The 16,925-nt window shown below is 43.6% G+C and carries 9 protein-coding genes, 2 tRNA genes and 3 rRNA genes; 1 reads left to right on the top strand and 13 read right to left on the bottom strand.

Annotated elements, in window-relative coordinates; all coding sequences use genetic code 11:
- Positions 1–168 precede the first annotated feature (168 nt).
- From FOC32_RS04710 to tyrS, 11 genes are all read right to left on the bottom strand, one after another.
- Entirely contained in the window at positions 169–1,326 is a 1,158-nt protein-coding gene (locus FOC32_RS04710; protein ID WP_175966541.1) for a PQQ-dependent sugar dehydrogenase, read from the bottom strand.
- Between the two features lie 143 nt (positions 1,327–1,469).
- On the bottom strand, positions 1,470–1,637 hold the full coding sequence (locus FOC32_RS17115) for a GGDEF domain-containing protein (protein WP_262477641.1): 168 nt from the start codon (positions 1,635–1,637) through the stop codon (positions 1,470–1,472).
- Entirely contained in the window at positions 1,612–3,243 is a 1,632-nt protein-coding gene (locus FOC32_RS17110; RefSeq protein WP_175966537.1) for a GGDEF domain-containing protein, read from the bottom strand. The genes FOC32_RS17115 and FOC32_RS17110 overlap by 26 nt, the downstream gene beginning before the upstream one ends.
- A gap of 204 nt (positions 3,244–3,447) precedes the next feature.
- A 5S ribosomal RNA gene (gene rrf / locus FOC32_RS04695) occupies positions 3,448–3,562 on the bottom strand.
- A 182-nt stretch (positions 3,563–3,744) separates the two neighbouring features.
- A 23S ribosomal RNA gene (locus tag FOC32_RS04690) occupies positions 3,745–6,636 on the bottom strand.
- Between the two features lie 404 nt (positions 6,637–7,040).
- A tRNA-Ala gene (locus tag FOC32_RS04685) sits at positions 7,041–7,116 on the bottom strand.
- A 67-nt stretch (positions 7,117–7,183) separates the two neighbouring features.
- Positions 7,184–7,260: transfer RNA gene (locus FOC32_RS04680), tRNA-Ile, on the bottom strand.
- Between the two features lie 61 nt (positions 7,261–7,321).
- A 16S ribosomal RNA gene (locus FOC32_RS04675) occupies positions 7,322–8,859 on the bottom strand.
- Together the 16S, 23S and 5S rRNA genes with 2 tRNA genes alongside form the textbook arrangement of a ribosomal RNA operon.
- Before the next feature lie 857 nt (positions 8,860–9,716).
- Positions 9,717–10,463 (bottom strand): IS5-like element ISAba31 family transposase, encoded by a 747-nt coding sequence (locus FOC32_RS04670; protein ID WP_175966535.1) that lies wholly within the window; start codon positions 10,461–10,463, stop codon positions 9,717–9,719.
- A 45-nt stretch (positions 10,464–10,508) separates the two neighbouring features.
- On the bottom strand, positions 10,509–10,742 hold the full coding sequence (locus FOC32_RS04665; RefSeq protein ID WP_175966533.1) for a hypothetical protein: 234 nt from the start codon (positions 10,740–10,742) through the stop codon (positions 10,509–10,511).
- Positions 10,743–11,240: 498 nt separating this feature from the next.
- The gene (gene tyrS, locus FOC32_RS04660) at positions 11,241–12,473 is read right to left on the bottom strand and encodes a tyrosine--tRNA ligase (RefSeq protein WP_161792066.1); all 1,233 of its coding nucleotides are present in this window, start codon (positions 12,471–12,473) and stop codon (positions 11,241–11,243) included.
- Positions 12,474–12,536: 63 nt separating this feature from the next.
- Here tyrS and FOC32_RS04655 point away from each other — a divergent pair, with 63 nt between their 5' ends.
- Positions 12,537–13,664 (top strand): anhydro-N-acetylmuramic acid kinase, encoded by a 1,128-nt coding sequence (locus FOC32_RS04655; protein ID WP_005233064.1) that lies wholly within the window; start codon positions 12,537–12,539, stop codon positions 13,662–13,664.
- Between the two features lie 102 nt (positions 13,665–13,766).
- On the opposite strand, the gene FOC32_RS04650 is transcribed toward FOC32_RS04655, so the two are convergent.
- On the bottom strand, positions 13,767–15,062 hold the full coding sequence (locus FOC32_RS04650) for a lytic murein transglycosylase (protein ID WP_217706277.1): 1,296 nt from the start codon (positions 15,060–15,062) through the stop codon (positions 13,767–13,769).
- Between the two features lie 718 nt (positions 15,063–15,780).
- Positions 15,781–16,902: a 5-(carboxyamino)imidazole ribonucleotide synthase gene (locus FOC32_RS04645; protein ID WP_175966531.1), complete on the bottom strand. Its 1,122-nt coding sequence runs from the start codon at positions 16,900–16,902 to the stop codon at positions 15,781–15,783.
- Positions 16,903–16,925 lie beyond the last annotated feature (23 nt).

Here is a 16,925-nt window from a genome sequence, read left to right as displayed (position 1 = left end):
CAGGCTATATTGAGTGCATACCAAGACAGGAAGTCTTGCAAAAACAAGAATAAAACATCGGCAGGATGCTGATTGATACCGGAGGAAAGGTATCTGAGCTAAATTTGAAAAGGCCCTCACAGGAGTTGGGGCCTTTTTCTTTCATTCTGATATTAACTATTTAGCTTTTTACTGAGGGGCGGTCATCTTAAGCAACTTGGCTTTTGGACCATCTTCAATCACCCAGAGTGAGCCATCTTTGGCCTGAATCGCACCACGAATCCGCTCTTTCATATCCAGTCGCTGTATTTCTTTAACAGGGCTTTGAATAGTATCAATCACGATCATTGCCTGAGAAGACAGACCTGTAGCAATGGCTTTATTTTTCCATTGAGGAAAGCTATTGCCAGTATAGAATAGCAAGTCTGAAGGAGAAATTACTGGAGTCCAATCTAGTGCTGGTGCTTCAAACTCTGGTCGGGTACTGTGATCTGGAATCGGCTTGCCATCATAATGATCCCCATTGGAGACGATCGGATAGCCATAATTTTTGCCTTTCATCACTTTATTCAGCTCATCACCACCTTTAGGACCCATTTCAATCACCCAAAGTTGCCCTTGTGGATCAAATGTCAAACCGAGAGGATTACGGTGTCCCAGACTCCAGACCTGTTTAGCAATTTCACCTTGGTTCATGAATGGATTATCGGAAGGAATTGAACCATCATCATTCAGACGAATAATCTTGCCGGCATTGGATTTCATGTCCTGAGCTGGATTAAATTGCTGACGTTCACCCGAACTGATCCAGAGTTTGTTATCTGAGCCAAAGATAATCCGGTGCCCATAATGACCCTTTCCGGAAGAAAATTTCGGTACCTGGGTCCAGATTTTTTTGATCTGAGTGAGCTGTGGCGTGCTCTTGGTGAGATCGAGCTTGCCACGAACCACGACTGCACCATAGCCACCCTGCCCCTGTTCGGCATAACTGAGATATACCCACTGATTCTTGGCAAAGTCAGGATGGAGAGCGATATCGCCTAAGCCACCTTGTCCGCCATAGGCCACTTGAGGAATACCCTGAACAGTTTGAGTACTGCGATTGGCTGGATTAAATAATTTTAATTTTCCTGATCTTTCGGTAATCAGTAAACGCTGATCTGGCAGCTCAGTCAGTGCCCATGGCTCATTCAACTGCGTAAATTCTTCGACTTTATAGGCTTGCTGTGTGGTTTTGGCAGCGGATTGCCCAGCTGCCGGTGATGAAGTCTTGTCTTGGGCACAGGCGGTCAGGCTATAGGAACCCAAGCCTAATAATAAAATTGCTGCTAGTTGAGTCTGTTTCATTGTTATTCTTCATGCTAATTTCATTCAGATAAGTACCAATTTAGCATTCCGGAAAGCGGCTAAAATAATAAAAAAGTAAAGGAATCGTAAGCGGATATAACTTGATCAGGTAAAGATAGCTGATGTATTGATTGGATTTTTTATTATTTAATACAGGCTGAATCGCGAAGAACTTTCGCCTGATACAACTGCTGATCAGCTGTTTTCAGTAAACGATCAACATTTTTATAGATACGCTCTGCATCCATAATCGCTGCTCCGACACTGATACTGATCCAGGTCTTGTCATCCCCACGATTGGCATGTTCCAAATTGAGCTGACGAATGACCTCGCAAAGTTGCTCGGCAAAAGCTTTGGCTTCCTTCCTGCCAGGAAATATCTGCCAGTAAAATGGCAAATTCCTCACCACCATAACGTGCCAGAAAGCCATTTTCAGGCAATATTTGCTGAATGGTTCGAACCAGTGTTTTTAAAATATAGTCACCTTTGAGATGGCCATAATAGTCATTATAGTTTTTAAAATAATCCACATCGATCATATAAACAGCCAGCAAAGTTTGGTTTGCGATTGCATATTCATATTGCTGCTGAAGCTGTTCATTTAAAGCAAAGCGGTTATAAGCCCCAGTAAGTGAATCCAGCCTCACCTGCTGCGCGAGTTTCTCATTGAGCAAGATGATATCACGCGTACGGTCCTGAACCTTCTGATCAAGTTCTTTATTCAGGCGCAAAAGTTGCTTGTTTAATAACTCGGTATTAATACTTTGCACCGCATAATCACGGCTGAGCTGAAAGGTAATTAAAATAAAATAGGCACAGGAGGTATAAAATGCAATTTCAACTGAATCAATCACCTTTAAAGCAAGTAAATAGTCATGCAGGAAGGTCAGACAGACCAGCACCACCGCAATAGAATTGATCTTGGAATAACGCACATGCGATTTGTGCATGCGGTAAGCGCCATAAAGCAGATTAATAAAGACCAGTACTGCAATACTAAAGCTCTGGAAAAAGAAGCTCTGGAAGATATAAGGCAGCGTAAACAGAGTCACAGCCACATTGATACTAATTAACAAAGCTGTGACTTTTAATAAATAAGGATTTAACAGTCGATAAGGTAATAAATAGATATAAATCAGGAAGAACAGAGTCGCTAATTCAGTCAGTAAATACTCAAATCGTGTGCCCCATACCCAGGAAATATTCGTGAATAAAGTATAAATAAATGGGACTGCAAAGAAGCTACGCAGGCTCAAGCACAGAATAAATAACCCTAGAAACAGCAACAAATTACCTGCTTGCGTTTTAAGGCTGCGAAACACTGCAAAGAACACCATAAAGCAGCCAATCATCAGCAGAACGCCACTGATCACACTTAAAGGAATTACCTGATCATAAAACTTATCCAAAATAGGCTGGTTAAAGCCAATAAACATGCTATTTTCCAGCCCGCCACGGATATGGTGATAACTTGAAGCCTGAATGGTAAGCGTCACTTCCCGCTGTGAGGGAAAGAAAGAAGCCAGCTTTGGCGCCATCATGGTCTGATGCTGACCGTGTATGCCTACCTGCCCTACTTCTATCAGGAGATGATCATCGACATACATACGATAAGCCCCATACTGATATGGTACGTAAATATAAACTGCATGATTAATGGCTGACTCAGGCAGCCTGAAGGTTTTTTGAAAAGTTCCAATATGGTCTTTATAACCTGTTAAGGTCAGGAAAGAATTAGGTAAATGAACTTTTTCAGCAGCAAGAGTCTGACTAGGGGAATTTAATTGAGAGGGCTGCTGCTCAGAAGTGGGATCAATCAGCTGATTGGGATAGAAATCCCATTCGCCATCAAGTTTGACATACTGATGATGATCAAAATTTAATTCTGTTACAGCGTATAGCTGGGAAGAAATCAAACTGAGCTATATCAACACAAATGTGTTTATGAGAATCTGCTGCATATGACTCAGAGAATAAAAAATATTTACACGAGTAGTATAACATTTTACAGCTGATCAGAGATTATACAGCCGTAAAAAATTAGTGGTTAAAGAGAGAAAAGAGATTATATAAATATAAAAAAAGCCCCCTGCGTGAGCAGGGGGCTTTTAGGAATAATGAGCTGGCGATGACTTACTCTCACATGGGAAACCCCACACTACCATCAGCGCTAAGAGGTTTCACTTCTGAGTTCGGGAAGGGATCAGGTGGTTCACTCTTGCTATGGTCGCCAGCACAACTGTTTATGGATACTTGCTTAGTCTTACATATTGCTAAGGTTTCTACCAAATGAGTTATTAACAGGTATATCTGAGTTAATTTAAGGTGTTCATTGTATCTAGCTTTTGAACTAAATCAAGTTGCTTCGATTATTTGTGAATCAATTGACGCTTTATATACAACTGCTTGGGTGTTGTATAGTCAAGCCTCACGAGCAATTAGTATTGGTCAGCTTCATGCATCACTGCACTTCCACATCCAACCTATCAACGTCGTAGTCTTCAACGGCTCTTTAGGAGACATAAAGTCTCGGGGAAATCTTATCTTGAGGTAGGCTTCCCGCTTAGATGCTTTCAGCGGTTATCCCTTCCGAACATAGCTACCCGGCGATGCGACTGGCGTCACAACCGGTACACCAGAGGTTCGTCCACTCTGGTCCTCTCGTACTAGGAGCAGATCCTCTCAAATTTCCAGCGCCCACGGTAGATAGGGACCGAACTGTCTCACGACGTTCTAAACCCAGCTCGCGTACCTCTTTAAATGGCGAACAGCCATACCCTTGGGACCTGCTTCAGCCCCAGGATGAGATGAGCCGACATCGAGGTGCCAAACACCGCCGTCGATATGAACTCTTGGGCGGTATCAGCCTGTTATCCCCAGAGTACCTTTTATCCGTTGAGCGATGGCCCTTCCATACAGAACCACCGGATCACTAAGACCTACTTTCGTACCTGCTCGACTTGTGGGTCTCGCAGTTAAGCGCGCTTTTGCCTTTATACTCTACGCGTGATTTCCGACCACGCTGAGCGCACCTTCGTACTCCTCCGTTACTCTTTAGGAGGAGACCGCCCCAGTCAAACTACCCACCAGACATGGTCCTCGCTCCCGATCAGGGAGCAGAGTTAGAACCTCAATATTACCAGGGTGGTATTTCAAGGACGGCTCCATGGCAACTAGCGTCACCACTTCAAAGCCTCCCACCTATCCTACACAAGTAAGATCAAAGTTCAATGTCAAGCTGCAGTAAAGGTTCACGGGGTCTTTCCGTCTAGCCGCGGGTACACCGCATCTTCACGGCGAATTCGATTTCACTGAGCCTCTGCTGGAGACAGCGCCGCCATCATTATGCCATTCGTGCAGGTCGGAACTTACCCGACAAGGAATTTCGCTACCTTAGGACCGTTATAGTTACGGCCGCCGTTTACTGGGGCTTCGATCAAGAGCTTCGCTTACGCTAACCCCATCAATTAACCTTCCAGCACCGGGCAGGCATCACACCCTATACGTCCACTTTCGTGTTTGCAGAGTGCTATGTTTTTAATAAACAGTTGCAGCGGCCTGGTTTCTGAGGCTGCCAACAGCTCAAGGAGCAAGTCCTATCACCGCCGGCAGCGTACCTTCTCCCGAAGTTACGGTACCATTTTGCCTAGTTCCTTCAGCAGAGTTCTCTCAAGCGCTTTGGTCTACTCGACCTGACCACCTGTGTCGGTTTCGGGTACGATTCCAGTGTAACTGAAGCTTAGAGACTTTTCCTGGAAGTATGGTATCAGCCACTTCACCAGTAAACTGGCTTGCTATCAACTCTCAGCATAGAGCACCCCGGATTTGCCTAAGATGCATGCCTACTGTCTTCCACCTGGACAACCAACGCCAGGCTGACTTAACCTTCTCCGTCCTCTCATCGCATTACACTGAAGTATTGGAATATTAACCAATTTCCCATCGACTACGCCTCTCGGCCTCGCCTTAGGGGTCGACTCACCCAGCCCCGATTAACGTTGGACTGGAACCCTTGGTCTTTCAGCGAACGGGTTTTTCACCCGTTTTGTCGTTACTCACGTCAGCATTCGCACTTCTGATACCTCCAGCAGACTTCTCAATCCACCTTCATCGGCTTACAGAACGCTCCCCTACCACTTGCAATAAATTGCAAATCCGCAGCTTCGGTACATAGTTTTAGCCCCGTTACATCTTCCGCGCAGGCCGACTCGACTAGTGAGCTATTACGCTTTCTTTAAAGGGTGGCTGCTTCTAAGCCAACCTCCTAGCTGTCTATGCCTTCCCACATCGTTTCCCACTTAACTATGATTTAGGGACCTTAGCTGGCGGTCTGGATTGTTTTCCTCTTGACTACGGACGTTAGCACCCGCAGTCTGTCTCCCGGATAGTACTCATTGGTATTCGGAGTTTGCATCGGTTTGGTAAGTCGGGATGACCCCCTAGCCGAAACAGTGCTCTACCCCCAATGGTATTCGTCCGAGGCGCTACCTAAATAGCTTTCGGGGAGAACCAGCTATCACCGAGTTTGATTAGCCTTTCACCCCTATCCACAAGTCATCCCCTGGCTTTTCAACGACAGTGGGTTCGGTCCTCCAGTTAGTGTTACCCAACCTTCAACCTGCTCATGGATAGATCACCCGGTTTCGGGTCTATACCCAGCAACTATACGCCCTATTAAGACTCGATTTCTCTACGGCTCCCCTATTCGGTTAACCTCGCTACTGAATATAAGTCGCTGACCCATTATACAAAAGGTACGCAGTCACCACACGAAGTGGCTCCCACTGCTTGTATGCATGCGGTTTCAGGATCTATTTCACTCCCCTCACAGGGGTTCTTTTCGCCTTTCCCTCACGGTACTGGTTCACTATCGGTCAGTCAGGAGTATTTAGCCTTAGAGGATGGTCCCCCTATATTCAGACAAGGTTTCACGTGCCTCGCCCTACTCGACATCATCATATCAGCCCTTTCGTGTACAGGACTATCACCCACTATGGTTGCACTTCCCAGAGCATTCCACTAAAACTGATATGACTTAATGGGCTGTTCCCCTTTCGCTCGCCGCTACTGAGGGAATCTCAATTGATTTCTTTTCCTACGGATACTGAGATGTTTCACTTCTCCGCGTTCGCCTCATAAACCTATGTATTCAGTTTATGATACCGACCTTATAGCCGGTGGGTTTCCCCATTCAGACATCTCCGGATCACAGGATATTTGCCGCCTCCCCGGAGCTTTTCGCAGGCTATCACGTCTTTCTTCGCCTCTGACTGCCAAGGCATCCACCACATGCACTTAATTACTTGACTATACAACCCCAAACAGTCGTTCATCCCTACAAGTAGGATAAACAACATAATCAACCAATCACTCAGTTAATTACACAGTTAGAGTCTCGTGAACTTAATCACTGTACAGCTTCAATTAGATTCATATACCAAAACGCTTGATTCAGTTAATTTCGCTAGTTCTCATTCAATCACTTCAACAATCAATCTTGCGATCTCTCGTTTCCGCTCTTTCATGAGTATGAACAAATTATTTCAACTCAAATATATTCTGTTAATGATTTAATGCATCCTCGTCGGACTGCATTACTGTGATAAATCACAGAGCTTAATAACAATGCCGCGTATTATACGCAACTTAATCACTAAGCTCTATAAGCTATCAGTTCGTTTGCTTAATGTTTAACTCATTGCATCGCAATGAGTGGTGGAGACTAGGAGAGTCGAACTCCTGACCTCCTGCGTGCAAAGCAGGCGCTCTACCAACTAAGCTAAGTCCCCAGCTTATCAATAAGTCAATGTACCGTTCCGTTTCTGTTCGCTCTGCAATTGCTTGCTTCGTCAGTAGTGGTGGGTCTGACAAGACTTGAACTTGTGACCCCACGCTTATCAAGCGTGTGCTCTAACCAACTGAGCTACAGACCCTCAGATACATCGTCATGAAGAACAACTTGTTGTGGATTCTTACCAATCGTCAATCTTTCGTTAAGGAGGTGATCCAGCCGCAGGTTCCCCTACGGCTACCTTGTTACGACTTCACCCCAGTCATCGGCCACACCGTGGTAAGCGTCCTCCCTAAGGTTAGACTACCTACTTCTGGTGCAACAAACTCCCATGGTGTGACGGGCGGTGTGTACAAGGCCCGGGAACGTATTCACCGCGGCATTCTGATCCGCGATTACTAGCGATTCCGACTTCACGCAGTCGAGTTGCAGACTGCGATCCGGACTACGATCGGCTTTTTGAGATTAGCATCTGCTCGCGCAGTAGCAACCCTTTGTACCGACCATTGTAGCACGTGTGTAGCCCTGGCCGTAAGGGCCATGATGACTTGACGTCGTCCCCGCCTTCCTCCAGTTTGTCACTGGCAGTATCCTTAAAGTTCCCACCCGAAGTGCTGGCAAATAAGGAAAAGGGTTGCGCTCGTTGCGGGACTTAACCCAACATCTCACGACACGAGCTGACGACAGCCATGCAGCACCTGTATCAGAGTTCCCGAAGGCACCAATCCATCTCTGGAAAGTTCTCTGTATGTCAAGGCCAGGTAAGGTTCTTCGCGTTGCATCGAATTAAACCACATGCTCCACCGCTTGTGCGGGCCCCCGTCAATTCATTTGAGTTTTAGTCTTGCGACCGTACTCCCCAGGCGGTCTACTTATCGCGTTAGCTGCGCCACTAAAGCCTCAAGGGCCCCAACGGCTAGTAGACATCGTTTACGGCATGGACTACCAGGGTATCTAATCCTGTTTGCTCCCCATGCTTTCGCACCTCAGTGTCAGTATTAGGCCAGATGGCTGCCTTCGCCATCGGTATTCCTCCAGATCTCTACGCATTTCACCGCTACACCTGGAATTCTACCATCCTCTCCCATACTCTAGCTAACCAGTATCGAATGCAATTCCCAAGTTAAGCTCGGGGATTTCACATTTGACTTAATTAGCCACCTACGCGCGCTTTACGCCCAGTAAATCCGATTAACGCTTGCACCCTCTGTATTACCGCGGCTGCTGGCACAGAGTTAGCCGGTGCTTATTCTGCGAGTAACGTCCACTTATCCCGGGTATTAACCAGGTAAGCCTCCTCCTCGCTTAAAGTGCTTTACAACCAAAAGGCCTTCTTCACACACGCGGCATGGCTGGATCAGGGTTCCCCCCATTGTCCAATATTCCCCACTGCTGCCTCCCGTAGGAGTCTGGGCCGTGTCTCAGTCCCAGTGTGGCGGATCATCCTCTCAGACCCGCTACAGATCGTCGCCTTGGTAGGCCTTTACCCCACCAACTAGCTAATCCGACTTAGGCTCATCTATTAGCGCAAGGTCCGAAGATCCCCTGCTTTCTCCCGTAGGACGTATGCGGTATTAGCGTCCCTTTCGGAACGTTGTCCCCCACTAATAGGCAGATTCCTAAGCATTACTCACCCGTCCGCCGCTAGGAATCAGGTGCAAGCACCCTATCCCCGCTCGACTTGCATGTGTTAAGCCTGCCGCCAGCGTTCAATCTGAGCCATGATCAAACTCTTCAGTTAAAATCATTTCGAGTTTTATAAGTAAAACTCTTAAACTTGGCTCATCAATTTCCTGACTTAAATTTCGCTCAAATAAACTTCGAGTAATTCAAACCAATCAATCAATGAAAATAATTTCGATCAATCAACCAGTAAAAATCCACACAAGTTGTTCTTCATAATCTCTTAATGATCTTTCTAACATCTCGTCAATGCCAGAAGCTGGACTTCGATAAACCTAACAACTCAGCAATCTGCTTCGCTCGTTTCCGTCTATCTCGTCGGTATGGGTGCATTCTAGAGGATTTCAGAATCATTGCAACCCCCAATTCACTATATTTTTCACGTATGTATCTTTTTTCTACGAATTTCGTTAAAAAATCACTTTTTTATCTAAATTTTGAGCATTTTTCTTCAATAAAAGCCGTATTTATTGCAATTCAATTTAAAACAGTAAAATTTATTAAGACCTGATAACTATCAAAAAACTGTGATTTTTAAATAAGACCGTACAATTTAAGGGCTGTATCCAGAATTTTCCGAAACTTTCTTATATCAGGTTACACATTTTGCTGTTTTCTATCCGACTTATATATATGGAGCTTTTTTTAAGATCAAAATCCTTGCTGAATACAGATTTTTTCTTAACACCCGCTTTTAAGAAGCAAAAATGAGGATATGATCTTTCTAGATTTCAGATCATCCAGAAAGCTTACTTAAGTGCAGAAGAATAAGCCAGAAGATTAAAATCGGTTAAGCCACATTTGAGTATCTATCTTTTACCCAATGCTGCATCACTTCCTCAATCACCTCTTTCTTGCCACTATAGTCTTCAGCAGCAAATAGGGTCTGTTGACACTTACTGTTCATAATTAGCCCTATAAAGGTAGCCATAAAAATATACAGGCTAAGGCAACAGCACTTTGATAATTTCTTTTGAGCTTGTCATATCGAGTAGCTATTCCTCTAAATTGCTTTAATCTACAAAACATATTTTCAACTAAATGCCTGATTTTATATAAATACCAGTCCATATGATCATTGTTCGATTGGCTATTTATTTTCTTTGGTATATTCGCTTTTGTCCCTGTTTTTCTGATCTGTTCAGGCAGTGGTTCTGAATCATAGCCTTTATCTGCGCAGACCACTTTTGTCTCTTTTAAATCTAATGTTGATATTAAATCAGGCGCAACTTTAACATCATGTGTGGTTCCATCGGTAATTATGAAATCAATAGGATTGCCATGTGCATCAACAATCAAATGTATTTTTGAGGAGTTTCCTCCTACACTTTTAGAAATGGATTGATTCGCTATGCCGGCAGAATGTTGATGAGCACGTACATGAGAGCCATCAATAAAAATCCATTCCATATCGGGGCATGAGGCTAGTAATTTGAATAATCTAAGTAACTTACCGCTGCTTGACCAACGATTAAAACGTTTGAAAATAGAGTTTGAATGACCAAAACAAGAAGGAATATCTCGCCACGGACAACCTGTCCTAATTCTATAGAGAATAGCTTCAATAAAATTGCGTAAATTTGAGTTGTGGTGAATAGATAAATTACGCAGAATAACTTTCAACTTTTGCCAGTGTTGATCTGTCAGCATGGTACGAGGCATAGCGAATAGTAAAATTGGGTTTGGTGATTTGATTTTACTACTTCGCTATTTTTTTAAGCTAAAAGTGTCAACACACCCTAATAATTTGGCCCGACGTGGCAGACGTTCTTTGACTAATGAAAAGAGTAAATAGTAGGAGGCAAGATCTAATTGCTGAAATAAGGCCTGTACCTGATCAAAAGATTTTTGTTTCTGCTCCGCAGATTCATATTCGAAGAGAAAACGCAAAATGAAATCAATGTCTTCATCAAACATCTGTTCAGTCTGGTATTGATACACCTTATTTACCTTTCTTTTTATAGATAGATTGAGATTCAAAAATGATTCATGCATCTCACCATGGATTTAACCTGAATTCCAGCTGATTCATCCATCTTTGTTTTGAATATATTGAAGATTGAACATATAGCCAGACAACACCAATAAAAAAGGAAGAGATCTCTCCCAAAATCTCTTCCTTAGAATTGAATCTTTACCCGATCCATTATGTCATTATTATAGTTATTCACATTATATTAACTTGTCTCTTTACTTAGAGATCTGATCAATTATGGAGTTGTCTGTTATTGATCATTACCCTCTAGATATGCTTTTCACGGAATCTCTAGACGAATAAATCTTATACACAAAAAACCAGAAATGCAAGCCAAATGGCAAAATTTAAATGTTGTTTTTATAAGGTTTTTTTTGAATTTCTATATTTATATAATTCATATACAACTTAAAAAATAAAAGCAGGCCGAAGCCTGCTTTTATTTCAATAACTTAGAACCAGCCTTAGTCAACGAAGGTCACTTTTGCAATTGCTTTTTTGCTGGCCTGAATAATTAAAGTTACGTTCTCTTTCACAGAAAAAGACGCATCAACCGGTTTCCAGTCCACTTTTACAGTGCCGCGGCCTAAGGCATCTTTAGCTTGAGCAGCATTTTTGGTTAAGCCAGCTTCACGTAAAATTGAAGTAATGAAGATCTCACCACCAAACTCACCACGTGAAATGGTCACTTCTGGCGTACCTTCTGGCAGTTCACCTTCAGTAATGATATTACCTGCACCTTTATGCGCATGTGCAGCGGCTTCAGCACCATGGAAACGTTCTACCAGTTCCAGCGCCAAAATACGTTTCACTTCCTGCGGGTTACGGCCTTCTTCGATTTCTTTCAGCAAGCCTTGAATTTCTTCTATAGATTTGAAGCTAAGCAGATCGAAATAACGCTCAATCAATGAATCCGGCATAGAGAGGACTTTCTGATACATCGCGCCCGGTGCATCAAATACACCAATATAGTTGCCTAAAGATTTAGACATCTTGTTCACGCCATCCAGACCTTCAAGAATTGGCACAGTGATACATACCTGCGCTTCCTGGTTATAACGGCCTTGCAGGGTACGGCCCATCAACAGGTTAAAGGTCTGGTCTGTACCCCCTAACTCCACGTCAGCTTCTAAAGCAATTGAGTCATAACCTTGAACCAGTGGATATAAGAATTCGTGAATCGCAATCGGTTGCTGGTTGTTATAACGCTTGGTGAAGTCATCACGCTCTAACATACGTGCAACTGTTTGTTGTGATGCCAATTGAATCAAATCAGCTGCAGTTTTTTGTGCAAACCATTCCGAGTTAAACACGACTTTGGTTTTGTTTGGATCAAGAATTTTAAATACTTGTTCCTGGTAGGTTTTTGCGTTTTCTAGTACCTGCTCGCGTGACAATGGCGGGCGGGTTGCACTCTTACCAGTCGGGTCACCGATCATCGCAGTGTAGTCACCAATCAGGAAGTACACTTCGTGACCCAAGTCCTGGAATACTTTTAATTTATTGATTAAAACTGTATGACCTAGGTGCAGATCCGGTGCAGTTGGGTCAAAACCCGCTTTAATTTTTAAAGGACGATTCTGCTTTAATTTCTTCAGAAGGTCTTCTTCGGAAATAATTTCGTGGGTGCCTCGTTGGATGAGGGCAAGTTGTTCTTCAGCCGGCAGGAAATTTGACATCACAAAATCCAAATACATCAGTTATTCAATTTGTGCGATATACTAACACTTTTTCAGCACATTGCAGGCTTAAGAATAATCATGACAGCGATCTATATTGGGGTAATGACCGGCACAAGCATGGATGGTGTCGATATTGTTGCTGCTTCTTTTGATCCACTTCAGCTTCATGCTACCCTCACCTTGCCTTTTGATCCCGATCTTCGTGATGAACTGATGGCACTGACTTTGCCAGATGACAATGAAATCGACCGCATGGGCAAAGCCGATGTCGCACTGGCACAGATGATTGGTCATGGCATCAATACGCTGATTGAAGAAAATAATTTAAACAAATCGCAAATCAAGGCAATTGGATCGCATGGTCAGACCATCCGGCATCGTCCTGAACATGGCTTTACCCTGCAAATTGGTGATCCAAATATCATTACTGAAATCACCCAGATTCCGGTCATTTCCGATTTCCGTCGTCGCGATCTGGCTGCTGGCGGCCAAGGTGCACCTTTAGTCCCCGCTTTCCATCAAGATATTTTCCAGCATGAGAGTATTCACCGTGTGATTCTGAATCTGGGCGGCATTGCCAATGTGAGTATTCTGCCGGCAGGTCAATCGGATCAGGTCTATGGCTTTGATACAGGCCCTGCCAATATTCTGATGGATGCCTGGTGTCAGCGTTATACCGGCCAGCCTTTTGATGAAAATGGTAACTGGGCAGCTTATGGCACACCAATCCGTAGCTTATTGGACCGTTTACAGGAACATGAGTTCTTCTCAAAAGAGCCACCTAAAAGTACCGGCCGCGAAGACTTTAATCTGGAATGGCTGGATGAACAGATTGCTGATTGGCGCAATGATCTTCAATATGATGAACTTGAAGATACACCAGAGAATGTGCAAGCTACTTTAATGAAGCTCACGACCCGTGCGATTAAAAAAGCCATTTACCGTTCCGGCCTGGATACCGGTGAAGTTTATGTTTGTGGTGGTGGTGCCTATAATTCACATTTATTGGAACAGTTACGCTGGCGTTTGCGTAAACATCATTGGAGCGTACAAACCACAGCCGACCTTGGCTTAAATCCGACTTGGGTGGAAGGCACGGCTTTTGCCTGGCTGGCGATGCGTTTTATGAATCAACTCAGCGGCAATCTGCCGGCTGTGACAGGCGCATCCGGTTATCGCGTTCTAGGTACGATTACCTCTGTATAAAAGCAGCTTTAAGCTCACTATATATAGTTATAAAAAAGGTCTGCATATTTGCAGACCTTTTTTATGATGAAGAACCATATTTAGATCATGTCTAAATTCTTCCTAACGCATCATTAGTTTGGCATTTTCATTTCTAAATGCACGCAGGATTTGCTGTCCTGCCCGACCGGTCGGGCTTAAACCCAGACGGCTTTGTTCCTGACGAATCGCCTGACGAGTTTTATCCCCAATCAGACCATCTACCTCACCAATATCATAGCCACGGTTTAATAGGAATTGCTGGATCTCGCGACGTTCCGCACGTGACGTGCCTGGATCATCGGTTGGCCAAGCTGCCCGAATGCTTCCCTTACCTTGTAAGCGGTCAGATAAATGTGCAATCGCTAAAGCATAACTTTCTGCTGCATTATAGCTGTAAATAGCATCAAAGTTTTTAAAGACTAAAAATACCGGTCCATTTTCGCCTGCAGGTGCCAATAAGCCAGCCTGAGAAGATTCTGATAAATTGCCCTGTAATAGCGGAGTACCGTCAGCACGCACCACACCACGGTTCATCCAGCTACTCAGTGATTTTTTATTGCGTCGGCCTTCGCCTGCAACAGACATACCTTGTGGAATTTTTACTTCAAAGCCCCAGGGTTGGCCAGTCTGCCAGCCACGTTTTTTCAGGAAATTGGCTGTAGAAGCCAGTGCATCAGGAATACTGCCGACTAAATCACGACGACCATCCCCATCAAAATCAACCGCCAGCTCATCATAAGTCGATGGCATAAACTGAGTATGACCAAAAGCCCCTGCCCACGAACCTTTTAATTGGTTTTCATAGACATCACCCCGTTGCAGCAATTTCATGGTGGTAAAGAACTCACCACGGAAATAACTTTGACGACGACCTTCACAACTCAAAGTACCTAAGGCCTGTAATAAAGGATATTTTCCGGAAATATCTCCAAAATTACTTTCTACACCCCATACGGCTACGATCGTTTCCGCCGGCACTCCATAGGCTGCGCTAATCCGGTTTAATACCTCACGATGTTGCTGCAGTTTTTGTCGACCCAGCTGTACACGTTCTTCATCCACCAGTCCGGACAGATAATCCCAGATTGGGGTCGAAAACTCAGGCTGATAATTCAACTTTTCAATCACAGAATAATCAGGTGTTAAATTTTGCGTATAACGATCGTAGGTTGAACCACTTACGCCTTGTGCAATCGCCTGACTGCGCAAATTGGCAAGACAATTCTGAAAATTATTTTGGGACGCATAATTGACCGGACTGCTCGGCATAGAAGACATATCCGTTGATGTCACACGCTGACCATTAATAATCAGTTCTGCCTGTGCCTGTGTAGCAGCTAAAACCAAAGAACCAACAAAAAGTGCAAGCCGTTGCATAAGACCCTTAAATATTTAGATTTTGAATTATGTTTCTACCTTAGCAGTTCATGATGAAAATTAAAGCGCCAATACGTAAATTTAAATTCATAATTCCTACACTTTTGAATTCATTTTGTAGCTTTTAAATTTAAAAAACTTATCCACAAACTCATTTTAAATTCAAATTAAGCTTATTTTTAAATTTAAATTCAAAACTCAGGAAAACACTTTTGAATTTAAAAAATGATTGTGGATAACTTGTCTTTAGATCAGAACTTTCCAATCAACCAAAGGCTTCTGGTATATAGCATTTCTATTTTGAATTCATTTTTATTAGGAGTGCCTATTTTTAAATTCAAAACTTTAAATTCATTAATCAGCTTTTAAATTTGAATTCATATTTTTGAATTTAAATTTAAGCAGCGAAGTTTAAATTCAAAGTTCATTTTTAAATTTGAATTTATTTTTATGAATTTAAATTCAAAATCTATTTCCAGTTTTAAATTCAAACTTAATGTTAAGTTTATCCACAAGTGAATAACCTAGAATTCAGCTCAAAATAGCAGCAAATTAAATTATTGTATTTATACTCAATTGATCAGTTTACAAGCAATTGATTTTAAAAATGATCCGCCCAATGGCAAGGGATTTTTAAAGAGGCGCAATCATGCCTGAATCTGGACAAATAAAAAAGCGATCACCGAAGTGATCGCTTTTTTTATCAGCAGCTTAGAGCTTAGATGGTCATATCTTCGCTCAATGCCAGCGGATTTGGCAAAATCTTCGCCAGTTGACGACATAAAGTGGTCAGCTGAGCGCTGTCTGTGGGCATCAAAGTAATGTGGCCAATCTTGCGACCTTCACGCTCTGACTTGTTATATAGATGCAAGTGAGCGCCTTCTAAAGCCAGGACATCTTCAGATTTGGGATGCTGACCGATAATGTTTACCATCACGGTTGGACGCACCACTTCAGTTGAACCCAGTGGCAGACCTGCGACCGCACGAACATGGTTTTCAAACTGCGAGCAAACAGCGCCTTCAATCGACCAGTGACCTGAGTTATGCACACGTGGTGCCATCTCGTTTGCATACAGGCCTTTGTCTGTCACAAACAGCTCAAGAGTCAATACACCCACATAATCCAAGTGATTCAGCAGGCGAGTGATGTAATCCTGCGCGACTGGTTGCAGATCCGCGCTATTGGGTGCCGGAACAATCGAGTGCGACAGGATGCCGTTGTGGTGATGATTTTCAGCCAATGGCCAGGTTTTCACATCACCATTTTGACCACGTACCGCAATGATCGATACTTCACGCGAGAAAGTCACAAAACTTTCTGCGATCAGTTCACCAGCAGGGCCGAGTTCCGCCCAAGCCTGATCAATTTGATCGGCTGAACGTAAAACAAACTGACCTTTACCATCGTAGCCACCACGAGAGGTTTTTAGCACGATCGGCAAGCCAAGCTCAGCCACGGCCGTCTGCAAGCTTTTCAGTGAAGTTACCGCTTTATACGGTGCAACCGGAATTTCCAGTTCATCAAATAGGGCTTTTTCAGACAGACGATGCTGTGCGATGGCTAAAGCCTGACGTGGTGGATGCAGATCTTTGTTTTGCGTTAAAACATCGATATCAGCCAATGGTGTATTTTCAAACTCCAGGCTAAAGACATCTGCGCTATTGATAAAGTCCTGCAAGCCATTTACAGCTTGGGTGGAGAAAACCGGACCTAAAGCCGCAGAAGGGCAGTCCGTATTGGCTTCAAAGAACGTACATTGAATATTTAGAGGTAGTGCGGCTTGTGCCATCATCCGACCTAACTGGCCGCCACCAAAAATACCGATGGTTTTATCCATTGTATTTGATCCCGTATTAAGCT

The sequence above is a fragment of the Acinetobacter sp. FDAARGOS_724 genome (assembly GCF_013364475.1).
In the GTDB taxonomy this organism is placed as follows: domain Bacteria; phylum Pseudomonadota; class Gammaproteobacteria; order Pseudomonadales; family Moraxellaceae; genus Acinetobacter; species Acinetobacter variabilis.
This window is presented reverse-complemented; position numbering and strand designations above follow the sequence as displayed.